Origin of the sequence: Methylobacterium sp. WL12, assembly GCF_008039475.1 — a bacterium.
GTDB classification, from domain to species: Bacteria; Pseudomonadota; Alphaproteobacteria; order Rhizobiales; family Beijerinckiaceae; genus Methylobacterium; species Methylobacterium cerastii.
The window spans coordinates 21,581-37,997 of record NZ_VRUW01000046.1 but is presented as its reverse complement, the minus strand read 5'-3'; the positions used below and the strand labels follow the sequence as shown (position 1 = coordinate 37,997).

Sequence of the window (16,417 nt, the reverse complement as noted above, 5' to 3'; positions counted from 1 at the left end):
TCGCCCTGCCCCTCGCCCTCGCGGGCCCGGCGCTGGCGCAGACCGCGCCGGCCGCGCCCTTCACCGACGCGCAGCGCGCCGGCATAGAGGCGATCGTCAAGGACTACCTGATCAAGAACCCGGACGTGCTGCAGGAGGCGATCGCCGAGGGCGAGAAGCGCCAGGTCGAGACCCAGCGCCTCGCCCAGGCCGCGGCCCTCAAGGAATCGCAGAAGGCGCTGCTCGACAGCCCGCACGACGTGGTCGCCGGAAACCCGGCCGGCGACGTCACGATGATCGAGTTCTTCGACTACAATTGCGGCTATTGCCGCAAGGCTCTGGGCGACGTGCAGGCGCTGATCAAGGCCGACCCGAAGCTGCGGGTGGTGATCAAGGACTTCCCGGTGCTCGGCCCGGAATCGCAGGAGGCCAGCCAGATCGCGCTTGCCGCCAAGCAGCAGCTCAAGGGCGACAAGCTGTTCGAGTTCCACCAGAAGCTGCTCGAGTCCAAGGGCCGCGTGAACGGCGCCAAGGCCCTCGACGTCGCCAAGGCGATGGGCCTCGACATGGCCAAGCTGCAGAAGGACGCGCAAGGGCCCGAGGTGAAGGCCGCACTCACCGAGAACCGGGGCCTGGGCGACAAGCTCGGCCTCTCGGGCACCCCGGCCTTCATCATCGGCGACGAGATCATCCCCGGCGCGGTCGGCGTCGAGCCGATCCGCAAGACCATCGCCGACGTCCGCCAGTGCGGTCACGCCTCCTGCTGACGCGCGACGGGGTGTCGCGAACGCGCGCCTTCGTCTAAGACCGGCGCCTTCGCGGGATCGGGGTCCGCGGCCGCGCCGGCGGAACGGCGCAGGCGCGGCCGCCATCCGCCATCCCAGGTTCAGTCCCCAGAAGACAGGCCCGATGTCCAAGCACGACCCCATCGATGCCGATCTCGTCCGCGAGCTCGCCAACCTCGTCACCGAGACCGGCTTGTCCGAGATCGAGGTCGAGAAGGGGGATCTCCGCATCCGCGTCGTCCGCCGGATCGAGCCGGTGAACGTCCAGGTCGCCGCGCCGGCGGCCATGGCGCTCCCGGCGGCACCCCAGCCGCTTCCTGCCGGCCCCGGCGCCGTGCCCGAGCGTGGCAAGACCCATCCCGGCGCCGTGCCCTCGCCGATGGTCGGCACCGCGTACCTGCGCCCCTCGCCCGAGGCGAAGGCCTTCGTCGAGGTCGGCTCCAGGGTCGAGGTCGGCGACAAGCTGCTCCTGATCGAGGCGATGAAGACCTTCAACGAGATCGTCGCGCCCCGCGCCGGCACGGTGGCCGCGGTCTTCGTCGAGGACGGGCAGCCCGTCGAGTACGGCGAAGCCCTCCTCGTCATCGAGTAGCCGAGCGCGGAGGAGCCGAGGGCGTTCGTCAGCCCGCCATCCGCGCCGCCGTCGGCGAAGGCCCCGCTCTCGTCACGCGAACCGCGCACACTTCGCTGGAAAGCGCCCCTGCCATGTTCGACAAGATCCTGATCGCCAACCGCGGCGAGATCGCGCTTCGCATCCTCCGGGCGTCGAAGGAGCTCGGCATCAAGACCGTGGCGGTGCACTCGACCGCCGACGCCGACGCGATGCACGTGCGGCTGGCCGACGAGAGCGTCTGCATCGGCCCGCCCGCCGCCCGCGACAGCTACCTCAACATCCCCTCGATCATCGCGGCTTGCGAGATCACCGGTGCCGACGCGGTCCATCCCGGCTACGGCTTCCTCTCAGAGAATGCGCGCTTCGCCGAGGTGCTGGCCCATCACGAGATCGGCTTCATCGGCCCGAAGGCCGAGCACATCCGGATCATGGGCGACAAGATCGAAGCCAAGCGCACCGCGCTCAAGCTCGGCATTCCCTGCGTGCCCGGCTCCGACGGCGGCATCGAGGACCCGGTGGAGGCCAAGCGGGTCGCCGCCGAGATCGGCTACCCGGTGCTGGTCAAGGCGGCGGCCGGCGGCGGCGGGCGCGGCATGAAGGTGGCGCGCTCGGAAGGCGAGCTGGAGCAGGCGCTGGGCATGGCCCGCTCCGAGGCCAAGGCGGCCTTCGGCGACGACGCGGTCTACCTGGAGAAGTACCTCACCAAGCCGCGCCACATCGAGGTGCAGGTGCTCGGCGACGGCCGTGGCGGCGCGGTGCATCTGGCCGAGCGCGACTGCTCGCTGCAGCGTCGCCACCAGAAGGTCTGGGAGGAGGGCGGCTCGCCCGCGCTCAATGCCGAGATGCGGGGCGAGATCGGCGAGATCTGCGCCGACGCGATGCGCAAGCTCGGCTACCTCGGCGCCGGCACCGTCGAGTTCCTTTATGAAGACGGGCGGTTCTACTTCATCGAGATGAACACGCGCATCCAGGTCGAGCACCCGGTCACGGAGATGATCACCGGCATCGACCTCGTGATCGAGCAGATCCGGGTCGCGGCCGGCGGCGCCCTGTCGGTGACGCAGGACGACATCCGGGTCGAGGGCCACGCCATCGAGTGCCGGATCAACGCCGAGCACCCGGCGACCTTCCGGCCCTCGCCCGGCCTGATCACCTACTACCACCCGCCCGGCGGCCTCGGCGTCCGCGTCGACTCGGCCGCCTTCCAGGGCTACCGCGTGCCGCCGAACTACGACTCGCTGATCGGCAAGCTCATCGTCCACGGCCGCACCCGCAACGAGTGCCTGATGCGCCTGCGCCGGGCGCTGGACGAGTTCGTCATCGACGGCGTCGACACCACGCTGCCGCTATTCCGCACCCTCGTGCGCAACGCCGACGTCCAGAACGGCGCCTACGACATTCACTGGCTCGAGCACTTCCTGGAAGCCGGCGGCCTCGACGCCTGAGCAGGCGACGAAGCGAGACCGGAACCGAAGCGTCCACCATCCGTTGCTCGATCCCATCGCACGCAACCGGAACGAATTCTCATGCGCCTCGCAGCCCTCGCCGTGATCGGCGCCCTCGTCGCCGCCCCCGCCCTCGCCCAGGACGCCGGCAACGTCGGCCAGCCTTCGCGCGCGGTCCCACAGGCGGGCCAGACCACCGGCGGCCCCCGCGACGTGGCGCCGGGTGCCGACGGCGCGGCGACCACCGGCAGCACCGTCACCCGCCCGGCCGGAGAGATGGGCATGGCGCCCGGCGCCGACTCGGCCAAGGGCGGCAACGTCGATCAGACCAACAAGATGACCCCGAACGCCGGCGGCACCGCGGGCGGCCCCGCCCGCTGACGCACCGGTTCGTTCGCGGATCGAGAGGTCGGTTCCCGTGAGGGCGCCGGCCTTTTTCGTATCGAGACCCTCGTGCTCGTGCGAGCCGACCGGGATTTTCGAACGCGCTGGGGAATGCGAAGCGCCTTCTTGGCTTGCCCTCAGAGCGATCCGCTTCATGCGCGTCTTGTTTTAGCTTTCACATCCTCACCGTCATCACCCCAGTTTGTTGTGCTGGTGTAGGCATCGCGCGAGTGAGCGTTGGCGGTGACGATGATGCGGCGTGCGACGGCGCGCAGGTCCAGCTTGGCCGGCTTGGTCTGATCGCACAGGGCTCGGTCGGCGGTCGTGAAGGCCGGGTCGTGGCGCGCCGCCACGAGGGCGCTCATGTACAGCGCCGCGCACGCAGAACCGGCTGCCGCCGATCATGGTCGCGGGGCGGAGCGTGGCTGGATTGGCTGACATGCGGGGCCAAGCCCGCTAGGCTGACGATGCTCTTGCGGTCGCGCTGTCTGAGCTCGGCTAGGTCGTAGATCGGCACGGCCGCCACGCGCGCGCCGACGCCCGGGATCGAGCGCAGCAGGCGATGCGCGACCACGCACTCGGCATCGACCTGGATTGCGGGCGTCCAGCTCCGCCTCGATGGCCGCGTAGGCCCCAATCGAGGTCCGCGATGCAGGCGCGATGGCTTGCGATCACGGCCGGTTCGCGCGCCTGCTTCAGGCGGGTGTTTTCGACCCCGCGCATGGCCACCAGCTGCTGGCGCCGGGTGGACAGCGCTTGAGCGCACGGGCGGCGGCGTCGGGCAGCGGGCGGATCGCATCGAGCATGGCCCGAACAAAGCGGGCGATCAGCCCGGCGTCCAGCACTTCAGCCATGGGACCGGTCCGGCATGCAGGCTCGCCGCCAGCCGGGCGGGGCCCAAGCCTGTTCGATCGAGGGCTATCAAGCAGGCGCGGCCGCGCCGGACTGCGATCATGCAGCAGATCGGGGATCCACCGAGCTGCGCCTGCTCCGCTCCTCTACAGCAGCCACCTCAAGATACAGGGATCCAGGACCACTCACGGTACCCACTGAAGCGCAAGCTACGGTTCCGGATTCCAAGCTCTACTGCGCATCCCCGTAATAACAGCGTGGAGCGAAGCCGTGATCGCGCTCCTCCGCTGAAGGGGAGGGAAGAGCCATCCCATCCCCACATAGTTCAAACCGTCAGGTTTCGAACATTCGAATGTAACAAGATGTATCCACATCGAGGATATCATACAGATTGACAAAGTCATCAGCTTGACCATAAGATGGTATCGAGATCTGTGGCGATGAATTCTAGGTGAATGCCGTTTTCAGACTTGATTAAACCGTCCGGCCCTAGCACCCGTAGCGACGGCGACGGACCCTGCGTCCGCGGAGAACCGGTGGCCTGAGGGCCGTTTCCGGTCGTCCGCGGGCGGTGGGGTCGCGAGGCGTCGCCCCGCTTTGCGAGGACGGCCGACGATGCAGGACATCCCCGACGAACGCGGTGCCGACAGGACGATCGTGCGCCCGCCCGAGGTCGTCGTGGTGCGGGCGTCCGAACGGCGGCCGCGCGGCGATGGCCGGCTCGACGCCGAGACCCGGCGGCGGATCGGGCGCAGCCTGCGGGTGCTCTACGCGGGCCTGCTCGCCCAGCCGATCCCCGAGCGGTTCGAGGCGCTCGTCGCGGAGTTGGCGGCTCGGTCGGAAAAGGAGTCGGCGCGATGATCCAGGCCTGTGCCCCCGTCGGAACGCCCGCCGGCGCCGATTCCGAGATGCGCGACCTCCTGCTCGGCGCGATTCCCGCGCTGCGCGCCTTCGCGTTCTCGTTGACCTACGATTTCGACCGCACCGACGACCTCGTGCAGGACACGCTGATGCGCGCCTGGACCAAGGCCGAGAGCTTCCGCCGCGGGACCAACCTGACCGCTTGGCTGTTCACGATCCTGCGCAACCTGTTCTATTCCGAGCAGCGCAAGCGCAAGCGCGAGGTCGAGGATGCCGACGGCAGCCATGCCGGGCGGCTGACGAGCCTGCCCGAGCAGGAGGTCCGCGTGGAGATGCGGGCGTTCCAGAGCGCGTTGAACCTGCTGCCCCTCGCCCAGCGGGAGGCGCTGGTGCTCGTGGGCGCCCAGAGCTTCACCTACGAGGAGGCCGCCGAAATCTGCGGCGTCGCCGTCGGCACGATCAAGAGCCGGGTCAGCCGCGCACGGGGACGGCTGATCGAAACCCTCGGCATGGACGGCGCCGGCGACGTCGGCGCCGACGCCCATACCCGCGCCGCGCTCCAGGCCGGCTGAAAGCATCGTCAGGGTTTCGAGCACCAGGTTGCCAAGTCGTTGCTGAGGTTTATTGTCCTGGGCTGGCTTTTCCGGCGTCATGTGACCGTGACGGCGTGAAATCGGAACGAAACCTTTACGGATCAGCAAGATTTCGCGTCGTAGGTACGCTCCCTAGGAGCTCAGGGATGCGATGGAAGCTCGGCGGTGGAGTCACCGCAATTGCGATGCTCGGCGCGGTCACCGGGTCGGCGACCGATTCAGGGGTGGCGCAGCGCGCCGCCTGGCGCGCGACCTATGCCGCTCCGGCGACGATCCCGTTCCCCGACGAAAACCCCTACAGCCGGGCCAAGGCCGTTCTCGGCCGAAAACTGTTCTTCGACCCGATCCTCTCGGCCGACCGCGACCGCGCCTGCGTGACCTGCCACCTGCCCGACCTCGCCTGGGCGGACGGGCGCCGGCGCGCGCCGACCCGCGCCGATTCCGACACGGACCTGCGCACCCCGACCCTGCTCAACCTCGCCTGGCAGGAGGGCCGGCTCGGTTGGGACGGCAAGTTCCGCGATCTGGAAAGCGTCGCGTTCGTGCCGATCAGCGCCCCCGGCAATATGGGCTTGCCGGTCGAGGACGCCGTGGCCCGCCTCTCGGCGGATGCCGCCTACGTCGCCGCCTTCAAGGAGGCCTATGCCGACCCGGGCGTGACCAAGGCGCGGATCGAGGCGGCGCTCGCCACCTTCCAGCGCCTCATCGTGTCCGGCGCCAGCCCGTTCGACCGTTGGATCGCCGGCGACGAGGCGGCGATCCCGGTCGCGGCCAAGCGCGGCTTCGACCTGTTCAACGGCCGGGCGAACTGCGCCGCCTGCCACGGCGGCTGGGCCTTCACCGACGGCTCCTTCCACGACATCGGCACGGCCGTCGGCGCCGACCTCGGCCGCGGGCGCTTCGTCACGAACTCGCAGGTCCTGCGCTACGCCTTCAAGACCCCGGGCCTGCGCGAGGTCGCGGGCCGCGGCGCCTACATGCACGACGGGTCGATCGCGGCGCTGGAGGCGGTGATCGACCTCTACGACCGGGGCGGCATCGACCGGCCGAGCCGCTCGCCGGAGATCCGCCCGCTCAACCTGAGCGCGGACGAGAAGGCCGACCTGCTGGCTTTCCTGCGCACGCTGAACTCCGAGCCCGGGACCGGACCCGCCCTGGCGGATCTGACCGAGGCCGCACCGCGGCCGTAATACCAGACCTCGATGAGCCCGACTCATCGAGGTCTGGCCACCGCGACTGCGGGGCGGCGGCAATCCGCCGGACCTCATGGGTTCCTACCCTTGAGACTCGGTATAAGTCTTTCTCGAACCGGGCGTTGACGCAGCGCGTCGTCCACGACGACGCTGAGCATCTTCAAGCGGGATGGATGACGGTTCGCACGACGCCCCGCGCTAAAGCATTTTCAAGCGAGGTGGATGCCGGCTCGCGTGAAGAAAATGCGACCACACAGCAGGTTAGAGCATTTTCTGTGATCCAGAGATCACGGAAAATGCTCTAGCGGAACAGTGGTAGCCCCGAGCCGAGCAGCGCGAGGCCGGCCACCAGCAGCAGGCCGCCGCAGGACTCGAAGGCGTGGGCGCGCAGGCCCGCCCGGGGCGCGAACGCGGCGAGACCGATCCCGGCCCCGAGACTGACCACACTTGTCAAACCGATCATCCGTCGCGTCCTCGCGCTGGGTCCGGCCGGCGACGTGGTCATCCGGTCCGGGCACGATGACCGGCGAACACTGAGCGAAGTCTTGCCGGGGCGGGGGCGCCCGGCGGAATCACGGCCCATGCTGAATGCCGCGTTGCCGGGGCGAGCCGTCTCGACTGAGATCGCGTACAGCCAGTTCTACACGCTTCCCACAGCGTTAACCTTTTCGACATGGATGTTAACAAACCCTTGGCGAAGTCGATCGGCTTAGTCCTAAATGCAGGCGTGGGGACTGTTCTGGCGGGTCGGTGCGAGGCTTCGATGCGGTTTTCCGAGTGGCGCTGTTCTTCTCCGTTTCTTGCCGGCGCCATGGCCCTCCCGGCGATCGTTCTGGCCAGCAGCGAGGCCAGCGCCCACGTGAAGTGGTTCTGCGCCTTCGACGTCGCCGGCCAGCCCCGCGGCCTCGAACAGGTGCTCTGCCTCGATTTCGAATGGCTCGTCGGCCTGTCGATCCTGTGCCTGATGTTCGGCTGCCTCGCCGAGGGCACCCCCCTCGGTACGGCGCTCCTGAACGCGCTCGACCGGGTCACCACGCGGGTGCGGGCCGACACCGGGTTGCTGGTGCGGGCGACGCTGGGCTTCTTCTTCGTCTCGCTCTGGACGATGGGCGGCATCATCCTCACCCCCGAGCTCAAGACCGACGCGGCCTGGATCCCGTGGTTCCAGCTGGCGCTCGCCACCTGCCTGATCTGGCACCGCACCCTGCCGCTGGCCGGCGCCGGCATCGTCGTCCTGTTCGGCTACGCCACCTGGTGCTACGGCGCGTTCCACTTGGCCGACTATCCAGTGTTCCTCGGCGTCGCCGCCTACCTGATCCTCACCGGCCTGAACCGCACCCTCTACGGCATCCGCCCCCTCGACGTGGTCCGCGCCGCCGCCGCCGTGACCCTGATGTGGGCCTCGGTCGAGAAGTGGGCCTACCCGGAATGGACCGCGCCCCTCTTGGCCGCCAAGCCCGAGATGACCTTCGGCGCGTCCCCTGAGCTGTTCATGAAGGCCGCCGGCGTCGTCGAGTTCACCCTGGCCTTCGCCCTGATCTGGACGCCCCTGGTGCGCCGGACCGCGGCGATCATCCTGGCCGCGATCTTCGTCTCCGCGGTGTTCGAGTTCGGCAAGGTCGACGCCATCGGCCATTCCGGGATCATCGTGGTCTTGGTCGCCATCGCCGCCGACGACGCCCGCATCGCCGTCCGCCGCCGCGACGTGGCGCTGGCTCCGGCCTATTACACGGTGGCGCTCACGGGCTTCCTCACGCTCTACTACGTCGGCCACGCCGCGATGTACGGCGCACTGTTCTCGGCGCATGTCATCTGATTGGATCGACGCGACGGATGTGGCGAACGGCCCCCGCGAGGGGGCCGTTTTCGTTTAGAGCGAAGCGCTCGGGACGAAGGCGCGGAGGATCACGGTGCGGTGGGGGAGGGCGGTCGGTGCGCTGGCCTTGGGCGGGCTCGCGCTCGTCGGCGGCGTGCTGGTGGCGCGGGGACCCGAGCCCGGCGGCATCGAGGATCTGTGGCTGCTGTTCGGGGCGCCCGATCGCGGCGCGGTCGATTTCGCGACCCTGATGCGCCGCCCGGGCGATGCGCTCGCCTGCCCGCCCGGGCAGTGCCGCGCCGCCTCCGACCGGGTGCCGCCGGTGCTGCCGGTCCCGGGCGATCGCCTGCGCGCCATCGTCGCCCAGGTGGCGGCCGAGGAGCCGCGCACCGAGCTGGCCTTCCAGGCCCGCTGGGCCGAGGAGGATCGCTACGTCGTCCGCTCCGAATGGCTGCGGCTACCGGATACGGTCGCCGTCGCGATCGTCGGGGCCGGCGAGGGCCGCTCCACGCTCGTCCTCTACGCCTGCCCGCAATTCGGGGTGCTCGACGCCGGCGGCAACCGGGCGCGCCTCGAACGCTGGCTCGACCGGATCGAAGGTCTGGCGCGGACCGAGGTCGCACGCTGACGGGGGCGTCTCAGCGCGCGGCGAGGAGCGGCCCGAACACGTCGATCACCCCGTTGATGGTGATCTGCGTGCCGACGCAGAGCAGCAGGAACGCGAACAGCCGGCCGAGCACCCGCGCGCCGATCGGCCCGAGCAGGCTCACCACCCGGTCGGCCGAGGCGTAGATCAGCGCCACCGTCGCGGCGACGCCGAGCGCGGCCAGCGACACGCCGACGTAGAAGCCGAGCCGGTCGGCCATCAGCGCCGGGCGGTTCGAGCCGAGGGTGATCGCCACCGCGATGGTGCCCGGCCCCGTGGTGAAGGGCAGGGTGAGCGGAAAGAACGCGATCTCGGACAGCGGGTCGACGGATTTCTGGCCGTCCGCCGGCGTCGGCTCGACCGTCTTGACGGACGCCGCCTTCGCAGGCTGCGCCGTCGCCTCTTGGTTCGCGGCCTGGGCCGTCGCCTCTTGGCTCGCAGCTTGGGCGGCCGCCCCTTGGTTCGCCGCCTGGGCGGCCGCCCCTTGGCCCGTCGTCGAGGAGACCTCGGCCTGCTTGCGGGCCTCGCGCGCCTCCGGCCGGTTGAGGAGCCCCCAGGCGGAGGCGCCGACGACGAGGCCGCCGGCGATCCGCAGCGCGCCGAGCGACACGCCGAAGAAGTTGAGGATCGGCGCGCCGGCCCAGAGCGCCGCCAGCATGATCAGCAGCGCGTACCCGCCGATCCGGCCGGCGAGCCAGACCCGGTCGTCGTGGCTGTGCCCCGCCGTCACCTGCGCGAAGATCAGCGCCCCGCCGAGCGGGTTCACGATCGAGAACAGGCTCGAAAGCGCGAGCAGGAACTGCTGGATGGCCGCTTCGACGCTCATGCTTCGTCGCTCATGGCATGTGCCTTCCGCTCACGGCATGCGCCTCTCGGATTTCCGCAGCCGGCACGATGCCTGAACCTGATGGACGGAACGCGAGCGTCCCGTTCGTCATTCCGCATCCCCCGCCGGGAGGCGCCTGTCTACGGCGAACCCGTACCTCCGCGCGACATCGCGGCGGAAAACCCGTCACCCCGGCGCGGGCGCCGGCACGAGCACCCGGGCGGGGGCGAGGCGGCGGGCGCGGTGGACCTGCTGCACGGCGATCGGGCGGTAGAGCTGCTTGGTGGCATGCACCACGTGGAGGCCGGCGAAGGGCAGCGAGAGGCCGGTCCCGACGCGCTCCCAGGCGCCGGCGGTCCGCAGCATCACCCGCGAGCGCAGGGGCGGCATGTACAGCGTCTCGGCCCAGCCCTCCGGCGAGAACAGCGTGTCGCGCATCAGCCGGCCGAGCTGCGAGCGGCTGTAGGGTTGGCCGTGGCCGAACGGCGTCGCGTCGCGCCGCGCCCAGACCCCGCGGCGGTTGGGCACCACCAGGATCATCCGGCCGCCCGGCGTCAGGGTGCGCCAGACCTCCTTGAGCAGTTCCGTCGGGCTCTCCACCGCCTCCAGCGCGTGCACCAGGATCACCCGGTCGATCGCCGCGTCGGGCAGCGGCATCATCGTCGGGTCGGCCAGCGCCGAGCAGGAGCGGCCGGCGCCGGGCCAGTTCACCACCCCTTGCGTCGCCGGCATGAAGGCCAGCGTCCGCTCGGCGATGCAGTGCACCGGCCCGAGATAGGGCACCGCGTAGCCGAGCCCGAGAACGCGCAGGCCCGAGACCGAGCCGAGGAAGCCGTGGAGCGTGCGGGCGACGATCCGGTGCGTCGTGGCGCCCAGCGGCGTGGCGTAGAAGGCCCGCAGGTCGGTGACGTCGAGGCGCATGGGCGTGAGGCGGGGCGGCGTTCGTGTGGGCCGGCGGCCGGCGATGCGGATTCAATGGGGCCGTGCCATCGCCGCGGCAAGGCGCGAAGGGCGACTTGCGGCGCCGCGCGGCGGGGAACCCCCCGGTTTCGGCACCCGTTCACCGCGGGAGGCGCCCGGAAGGGGGCGCCAGCCCGGAGACGCGTTCATGGCGACAGTGCCCGAAATCCGCACCTTCCTGTGCCGCAGCGACAACGTCGGCGTGCTGATGCGCGACCCTGCCACCGGCGCCTGTGCGGCGATCGACGTGCCGGAGGCCGCCCCCGTCCTGGCGATGCTGAAGGAGACCGGCTGGCATCTCACCGACATCCTCGTCACCCATCGCCACGGCGACCACATCGAGGGCATCCCCGAAGTCAAGCGCGCCACCGGCGCCCGCGTGACGGCGCCCGCGAAGGCCGGCGCGGCGATCCCCGACGTGGACGTCACGGTGTCCGAGGGCGACACCGTCCGGGTCGGCGACCTCTCGGCCGAGGTCTGGGAGACGCCGGGGCACTGCGCCGACCACGTCACCTACTGGTTCGCCGATTCGGGAATCGTGTTCTCGGGCGACACCCTGTTCACCCTCGGCTGCGGCCGCGTGATGGAAAGCCCGCCCGAGATCCTGTGGCGCTCGCTGAAGCGGTTCCTGCCACTGCCCGACGCGACGCGCGTGTTCAGCGGGCACGACTACGTGCTGTCCAATGCCCGCTTCGCAGCCGCAGCAGAGCCCGGCAACGCCGACCTGCTGCAACGTATGCGGGAAGCTGAAGAGCTCAAGTCGACCGGCGGCTTTCTGGTTCCCTCCACGATGGCAGAGGAGCGGGCGACCAACCCGTTCCTGCGCTGCAACCTGCCGGCACTCAAGTCGGCGGTCGGCTTCGGTGAAGACATTGACCCCGCAACAGTTTTTGTTGCGCTGCGAGATTGGAAGAACCGCTTCTGACACACAGGTTTTCAAGGAAATTTTGTTGCGTTCTCAAAGAGAAGTGAACATACGACGTTCGACAGGCGCTCAACCGTCTTGATCGATAGGCTCCTCAACGGAGTCTCGACGTCAACGGAAGCGTGTTCCCGCTTCTTTCGGTCAGATGGGGGTCCGTCTCGCCTTACCACCTTTCGTCCTCACGCCTTCCGCTTCCCTTCCTCCAGCCGGATTCAACGCCGCGCTCCGAAGAGCAGTCCGCCGTCGAGCCGGCCGCCAAGGCGCCGCCCGCGGCGAACCGACCTCCGGCCGATCCCGACAACTCGGCCCGCACCCCGGCGGCCGCCCGCTCCCGGGTGGCCCCCATCTCCGCCGACGTGCGGTTGCTCGGGATCGCCACCGAACACCTGGCTCGGCTCGGGCCCAAGCGCGTCACCGTCGTCGCGGTCGCGGCCGAAGCCGGCATGACCCACGCCAACGTCTACCGCTACTTCCCCTCGAAGGACGCCCTGCTCGACGCCGTCGCCGGCCGCTGGCTTCGCGACATCGAGACCCGCTTGGCCGGCATCGCCGACGCGCCGGACCCGGCCGACGACAAGATCGAGCGCCTGCTCACCGCGCTCGCCGCCCTGCAGCGCGACGCGCTCCAGGACGAGCCGAACCTGTTCGCGGTCCACCTCGACGCCACCGTCGCCGCCCGGCCGATCGCACGCCGCCATCGGGTGCGCCTGCGCAGCCTGGTCGAGCGGGTGATCGAGGAGGGCATGGCCACCGGCACCTTCTCGGCCCGCGACCGCGAACGCGCCATCGCCTACATCTTCGACGCGAGCTACCGCTTCACCCATCCGCTGGCGATTCAGCACGACGCCGAGGTGCCGCGCGACCTCGTCGACGCCCGCTTCGGTGCGGTCATCCACGCGATCCAAAGGGTGCTGCGCGCCGGCATCCTCTGAGCGGAATGACAGGTTTTCGAATCTGTCATAGCGCATCGCCGGCGGCATCGTTCCGCTCGCAAAGCCCTCGGAAAGCTTGGCTTTTCGAGGGCTTTTCGTTTTGCGCCGCGTCTCCCTCCTGGCCCGAACCCTGCTAGGCTCGACTCCATCGGGTTGATGGAGCGGTGCTTTTCGGCCACACAGCCGCGCAGGAAAAACCGCCGCTTCTGGCGCCGCTTCGAGTCGGATTTCGAACGTCGCGCCGCCCGCAGGCCGCGCCTCACCTTTCACGCATAGCTGGAGACGTCTCGGACATGGCACGCAGCAAGATCGCGCTCATCGGCGCCGGCCAGATCGGCGGAACGCTGGCGCACCTCGCCGGTCTGAAGGAACTCGGCGACGTCGTGCTGTTCGACATCGTCGACGGCGTGCCGCAGGGCAAGGCGCTCGACATCGCCGAATCGGCGCCCATCGACGGCTTCGACGCCAAGTATTCCGGCGCGAGCGACTATTCGGCGATCAGGGGCGCCGACGTGGTGATCGTCACCGCCGGCGTGCCGCGCAAGCCCGGCATGAGCCGCGACGACCTGATCGGGATCAACCTGAAGGTCATGGAGGCCGTCGGCACCGGCATCAAGGAGAACGCGCCCGACGCGTTCGTGATCTGCATCACCAACCCGCTCGACGCCATGGTCTGGGCGTTGCAGAAGTTCTCCGGGCTCCCGACGAACAAGGTCGTCGGCATGGCCGGCGTGCTCGACTCGGCCCGCTTCCGCCACTTCCTGGCCGAAGAGTTCAAGGTCTCGGTCGAGGACGTCACCGCCTTCGTGCTCGGCGGCCACGGCGACGACATGGTGCCGCTCACCCGCTACTCGACCGTGGCTGGCGTGCCGCTGACCGACCTGGTCAAGCTCGGCTGGACCACCCAGGAGAAGCTCGACGCCATGGTCGAGCGCACCCGCAAGGGCGGCGGCGAGATCGTCAACCTGCTCAAGACCGGCTCGGCCTTCTATGCGCCGGCGGCCTCCGCCATCGCGATGGCGGAGAGCTACCTCAAGGACAAGAAGCGGGTGCTGCCCTGCGCCGCCTACCTCGACGGCCAGTACGGCATCTCCGGCATGTATGTCGGCGTCCCCGTCGTGATCGGCGAGAACGGCGTCGAGCGCGTGCTGGAGGTGACCTTCGACGCGGCCGAGAAGGCGATGTTCGACAAGTCCGTCGGCGCGGTGAACACGCTGATCGAGGCCTGCAAGACGGTGAATCCCGCGCTCGCCTGAGCCACGACGTTTGTCGTCCCGGGGCCGCGAAGCGGAGCCCGGGATCCAGAACCACAGGTGGTGCTCCAGTTTGCCGCGACAGCGGCTCTGGATTCCGGGCTCGCCTCCGGCGCCCCGGAATGACGGAGAGGGTCCTTCGATGAACATCCACGAATACCAAGCCAAGGCGGTGCTGAAGGAGTTCGGGTTGCCCGTCTCCAAGGGCGTCGCGATATTCAAGCCCGAGGAGGCCGAGGCCGCCGCCAAGGAGCTCGGCGGCCCGGTCTGGGTGGTGAAGAGCCAGATCCACGCGGGCGGCCGCGGCAAGGGCACCTTCAAGGGGGCTCCGGCCGGCGCCAAGGGCGGGGTGCGCGTCACCAAGTCGATCGACGAGGTGAAGCAGTTCGCCGGCGAGATGCTCGGGCAGACGCTGGTGACGATCCAGACCGGAGAGGCCGGCAAGCAGGTCAACCGGCTCTACATCGAGGAAGGCGCGCAGATCGCGGCCGAGTTCTACCTGTCGATGCTGGTCGACCGCGAGACCGGCCAGGTCGCGTTCGTCGTCTCGACGGAAGGCGGCATGGACATCGAGACGGTGGCCCACGACACCCCTGAGAAGATCGTCACCTTCTCGGTCGATCCGGCCACCGGCATCATGCCCCATCACGGCCGCGCGGTCGCCAAGGCGCTCGGCCTCACGGGTCCCCAGGCCAAGGAAGCCGCCGACCTCACGAACAAGCTCTACGCGGCCTTCACGGCCAAGGACATGAGCATGCTCGAGATCAACCCGCTGGTCCTCACCGGCGACGGCCACCTCAAGTGCCTCGACGCCAAGATCTCGTTCGATTCGAACGCGCTCTACCGTCACCCCGACATCGTCGCGCTGCGCGACGAGACCGAGGAGGACGCCAAGGAGATCGAGGCCTCGAAATACGACCTCGCCTACATCGCGCTCGACGGCACGATCGGCTGCATGGTCAACGGCGCCGGCCTCGCCATGGCGACGCTGGACATCATCAAGCTCTACGGCGAGGAGCCGGCCAACTTCCTCGACGTCGGCGGCGGCGCGACCGAGGAGAAGGTCACCGCGGCCTTCAAGATCATCACCGCCGACCCGCAGGTGAAGGGCATCCTGGTCAACATCTTCGGCGGCATCATGAAGTGCGACGTCATCGCCCGCGGCGTGATCGCGGCGGTGAAGGCGGTCGGCCTGGAGGTGCCGCTCGTCGTGCGCCTCGAGGGCACCAACGTCGAGGAAGGCAAGGCGATCATCAGCGGCTCCGGCCTCAACGTGATCCCGGCGGACGACCTCGACGACGCCGCGCAGAAGATCGTCGCCGCCGTGAAGAAGGGCTGAAGCACCATGTCCATCCTCATCGACGCGAACACCAAGGTCATCTGCCAGGGCTTCACCGGCAAGAACGGGACCTTCCACTCCGAGCAGGCGATGGCCTACGGAACCAAGATGGTCGGCGGCACCTCGCCGGGCAAAGGCGGGTCCAAGCACCTCGGCCTGCCGGTCTTCGACACGGTCGGCGAGGCCCGCGAGGCCACCGGCGCGACCGCGTCCGTGGTCTACGTGCCGCCGCCGGGCGCGGCCGACGCGATTTGCGAGGCGATCTCGGCGGAGATGCCGCTGATCGTCTGCATCACCGAGGGTATCCCGGTGCTCGACATGGTGCGGGTCAAGCGCGCGTTGGAAGGCTCGAAGTCGCGCCTGATCGGGCCGAACTGCCCCGGCGTCGTCACGGCGGGCGAATCGAAGATCGGCATCATGCCGGCCAACATCTTCAAGCCGGGCTCGGTCGGCATCGTCTCGCGCTCGGGCACGCTGACCTACGAGGCGGTGTTCCAGACCTCGACCGCGGGCCTCGGCCAGACCACGGCGGTCGGCATCGGCGGCGACCCGGTGAAGGGCACCGAGTTCATCTCCATGCTGGAACTGTTCCTCGCCGACGAGAAGACCAAGTCGATCGTGATGATCGGCGAGATCGGCGGCTCGGCCGAGGAGGAGGCGGCGCAGTTCCTGGCCGACGAGGCCAAGCGCGGCCGCAAGAAGCCGATGGTCGGCTTCATCGCCGGCCGCACCGCGCCTCCGGGCCGCCGCATGGGCCATGCCGGCGCGATCATCTCCGGCGGCAAGGGCGGCGCCGAGGACAAGATCGCGGCGATGGAGGCCGCGGGCATCCGCGTCTCGCCCTCGCCCGCGCGCCTCGGCTCGACGCTCGTCGAGGTCCTCAAGGGCTGAAACCCAGTGACAGCCGCGCGCGTATGGCCCCGCGCGCGGCTGTGTTGCAGCGCACGCAAGCCCGTGACGCCATATGATGGACGACGAGGCGCCGCTTCGCGCGCCCGCAAGGAATCGCAGCGCG

At 69.5% G+C, this 16,417-nt stretch carries 19 protein-coding genes; 14 read left to right on the top strand and 5 right to left on the bottom strand.

Translation table 11 applies throughout. From position 1 onward, the window contains the following. Positions 1 to 5: 5 nt before the first annotated feature. The 4 genes from FV226_RS17040 to FV226_RS28085 all read left to right on the top strand — a co-directional run bounded on the left by FV226_RS17040 (position 6) and on the right by FV226_RS28085 (position 3,203). Positions 6 to 746: a DsbA family protein gene (locus FV226_RS17040; protein ID WP_246691637.1), complete on the top strand. Its 741-nt coding sequence runs from the start codon at positions 6 to 8 to the stop codon at positions 744 to 746. A 142-nt stretch (positions 747 to 888) separates the two neighbouring features. Then, positions 889 to 1,356: an acetyl-CoA carboxylase biotin carboxyl carrier protein gene (accB, locus tag FV226_RS17035; protein WP_147763823.1), complete on the top strand. Its 468-nt coding sequence runs from the start codon at positions 889 to 891 to the stop codon at positions 1,354 to 1,356. Positions 1,357 to 1,469: 113 nt separating this feature from the next. Then, entirely contained in the window at positions 1,470 to 2,822 is a 1,353-nt protein-coding gene (gene accC / locus FV226_RS17030; protein ID WP_147753913.1) for an acetyl-CoA carboxylase biotin carboxylase subunit, read from the top strand. Positions 2,823 to 2,903: 81 nt separating this feature from the next. Then, a complete protein-coding gene (locus FV226_RS28085) occupies positions 2,904 to 3,203 on the top strand; it encodes a hypothetical protein (protein WP_147753914.1) in 300 nt (99 codons plus the stop codon). 155 nt (positions 3,204 to 3,358) lie between these two features. Here FV226_RS28085 and FV226_RS17025 read toward each other — a convergent pair whose 3' ends face one another. Beyond that, positions 3,359 to 3,571: a hypothetical protein gene (locus FV226_RS17025; protein WP_147763822.1), complete on the bottom strand. Its 213-nt coding sequence runs from the start codon at positions 3,569 to 3,571 to the stop codon at positions 3,359 to 3,361. A gap of 330 nt (positions 3,572 to 3,901) precedes the next feature. Further along, entirely contained in the window at positions 3,902 to 4,060 is a 159-nt protein-coding gene (locus FV226_RS28075) for a hypothetical protein (RefSeq protein WP_187273594.1), read from the bottom strand. Between the two features lie 613 nt (positions 4,061 to 4,673). Between FV226_RS28075 and FV226_RS17015 the strand changes: the two genes are divergently transcribed. The 3 genes from FV226_RS17015 (at position 4,674) to FV226_RS17005 (ending at position 6,702) form a co-directional block, all read left to right on the top strand. Further along, positions 4,674 to 4,919 carry a NepR family anti-sigma factor gene (locus tag FV226_RS17015; RefSeq protein ID WP_187273593.1) on the top strand — a complete coding sequence of 82 codons (246 nt, stop codon included), beginning with the start codon at positions 4,674 to 4,676 and terminating at the stop codon, positions 4,917 to 4,919. Further along, positions 4,916 to 5,491, top strand: a complete 576-nt coding sequence (locus FV226_RS17010) for a sigma-70 family RNA polymerase sigma factor (protein WP_147753917.1) — start codon at positions 4,916 to 4,918, stop codon at positions 5,489 to 5,491. The genes FV226_RS17015 and FV226_RS17010 overlap by 4 nt, the downstream gene beginning before the upstream one ends. A 167-nt stretch (positions 5,492 to 5,658) precedes the next feature. Further along, a complete protein-coding gene (locus FV226_RS17005; RefSeq protein ID WP_147763820.1) occupies positions 5,659 to 6,702 on the top strand; it encodes a cytochrome c peroxidase in 1,044 nt (347 codons plus the stop codon). Between the two features lie 304 nt (positions 6,703 to 7,006). Here FV226_RS17005 and FV226_RS28070 read toward each other — a convergent pair whose 3' ends face one another. Then, a complete protein-coding gene (locus FV226_RS28070; protein ID WP_187273592.1) occupies positions 7,007 to 7,168 on the bottom strand; it encodes a hypothetical protein in 162 nt (53 codons plus the stop codon). A gap of 348 nt (positions 7,169 to 7,516) precedes the next feature. On the opposite strand from FV226_RS28070, the gene FV226_RS17000 reads away from it, so the two are divergent. Further along, positions 7,517 to 8,521 carry a hypothetical protein gene (locus FV226_RS17000; RefSeq protein ID WP_147763827.1) on the top strand — a complete coding sequence of 335 codons (1,005 nt, stop codon included), beginning with the start codon at positions 7,517 to 7,519 and terminating at the stop codon, positions 8,519 to 8,521. A 94-nt stretch (positions 8,522 to 8,615) separates the two neighbouring features. After that, on the top strand, positions 8,616 to 9,149 hold the full coding sequence (locus FV226_RS16995) for a DUF1499 domain-containing protein (protein ID WP_187278784.1): 534 nt from the start codon (positions 8,616 to 8,618) through the stop codon (positions 9,147 to 9,149). Positions 9,150 to 9,159: 10 nt separating this feature from the next. Here FV226_RS16995 and FV226_RS16990 read toward each other — a convergent pair whose 3' ends face one another. Together FV226_RS16990 and FV226_RS16985 are read right to left on the bottom strand one after the other, a co-directional pair. Further along, positions 9,160 to 9,993, bottom strand: coding sequence for a MarC family protein (locus FV226_RS16990; RefSeq protein ID WP_147763818.1), 834 nt, complete (start codon positions 9,991 to 9,993; stop codon positions 9,160 to 9,162). A gap of 186 nt (positions 9,994 to 10,179) precedes the next feature. Continuing rightward, positions 10,180 to 10,914, bottom strand: a complete 735-nt coding sequence (locus tag FV226_RS16985; RefSeq protein ID WP_147751586.1) for a class I SAM-dependent methyltransferase — start codon at positions 10,912 to 10,914, stop codon at positions 10,180 to 10,182. A 196-nt stretch (positions 10,915 to 11,110) separates the two neighbouring features. Here FV226_RS16985 and gloB point away from each other — a divergent pair, with 196 nt between their 5' ends. The 5 genes from gloB (at position 11,111) to sucD (ending at position 16,293) form a co-directional block, all read left to right on the top strand. Further along, positions 11,111 to 11,878, top strand: coding sequence for a hydroxyacylglutathione hydrolase (gene gloB / locus FV226_RS16980; protein ID WP_187277403.1), 768 nt, complete (start codon positions 11,111 to 11,113; stop codon positions 11,876 to 11,878). Positions 11,879 to 12,213: 335 nt separating this feature from the next. Continuing rightward, a complete protein-coding gene (locus tag FV226_RS16975) occupies positions 12,214 to 12,810 on the top strand; it encodes a TetR family transcriptional regulator (RefSeq protein ID WP_243932769.1) in 597 nt (198 codons plus the stop codon). A 293-nt stretch (positions 12,811 to 13,103) separates the two neighbouring features. Next, a complete protein-coding gene (gene mdh / locus FV226_RS16970; RefSeq protein ID WP_147763816.1) occupies positions 13,104 to 14,066 on the top strand; it encodes a malate dehydrogenase in 963 nt (320 codons plus the stop codon). Positions 14,067 to 14,205: 139 nt separating this feature from the next. Next, a complete protein-coding gene (gene sucC, locus FV226_RS16965) occupies positions 14,206 to 15,402 on the top strand; it encodes an ADP-forming succinate--CoA ligase subunit beta (protein WP_147763815.1) in 1,197 nt (398 codons plus the stop codon). A gap of 6 nt (positions 15,403 to 15,408) precedes the next feature. Continuing rightward, the gene (sucD, locus tag FV226_RS16960) at positions 15,409 to 16,293 is read left to right on the top strand and encodes a succinate--CoA ligase subunit alpha (RefSeq protein ID WP_147751582.1); all 885 of its coding nucleotides are present in this window, start codon (positions 15,409 to 15,411) and stop codon (positions 16,291 to 16,293) included. Positions 16,294 to 16,417: the final 124 nt, after the last annotated feature.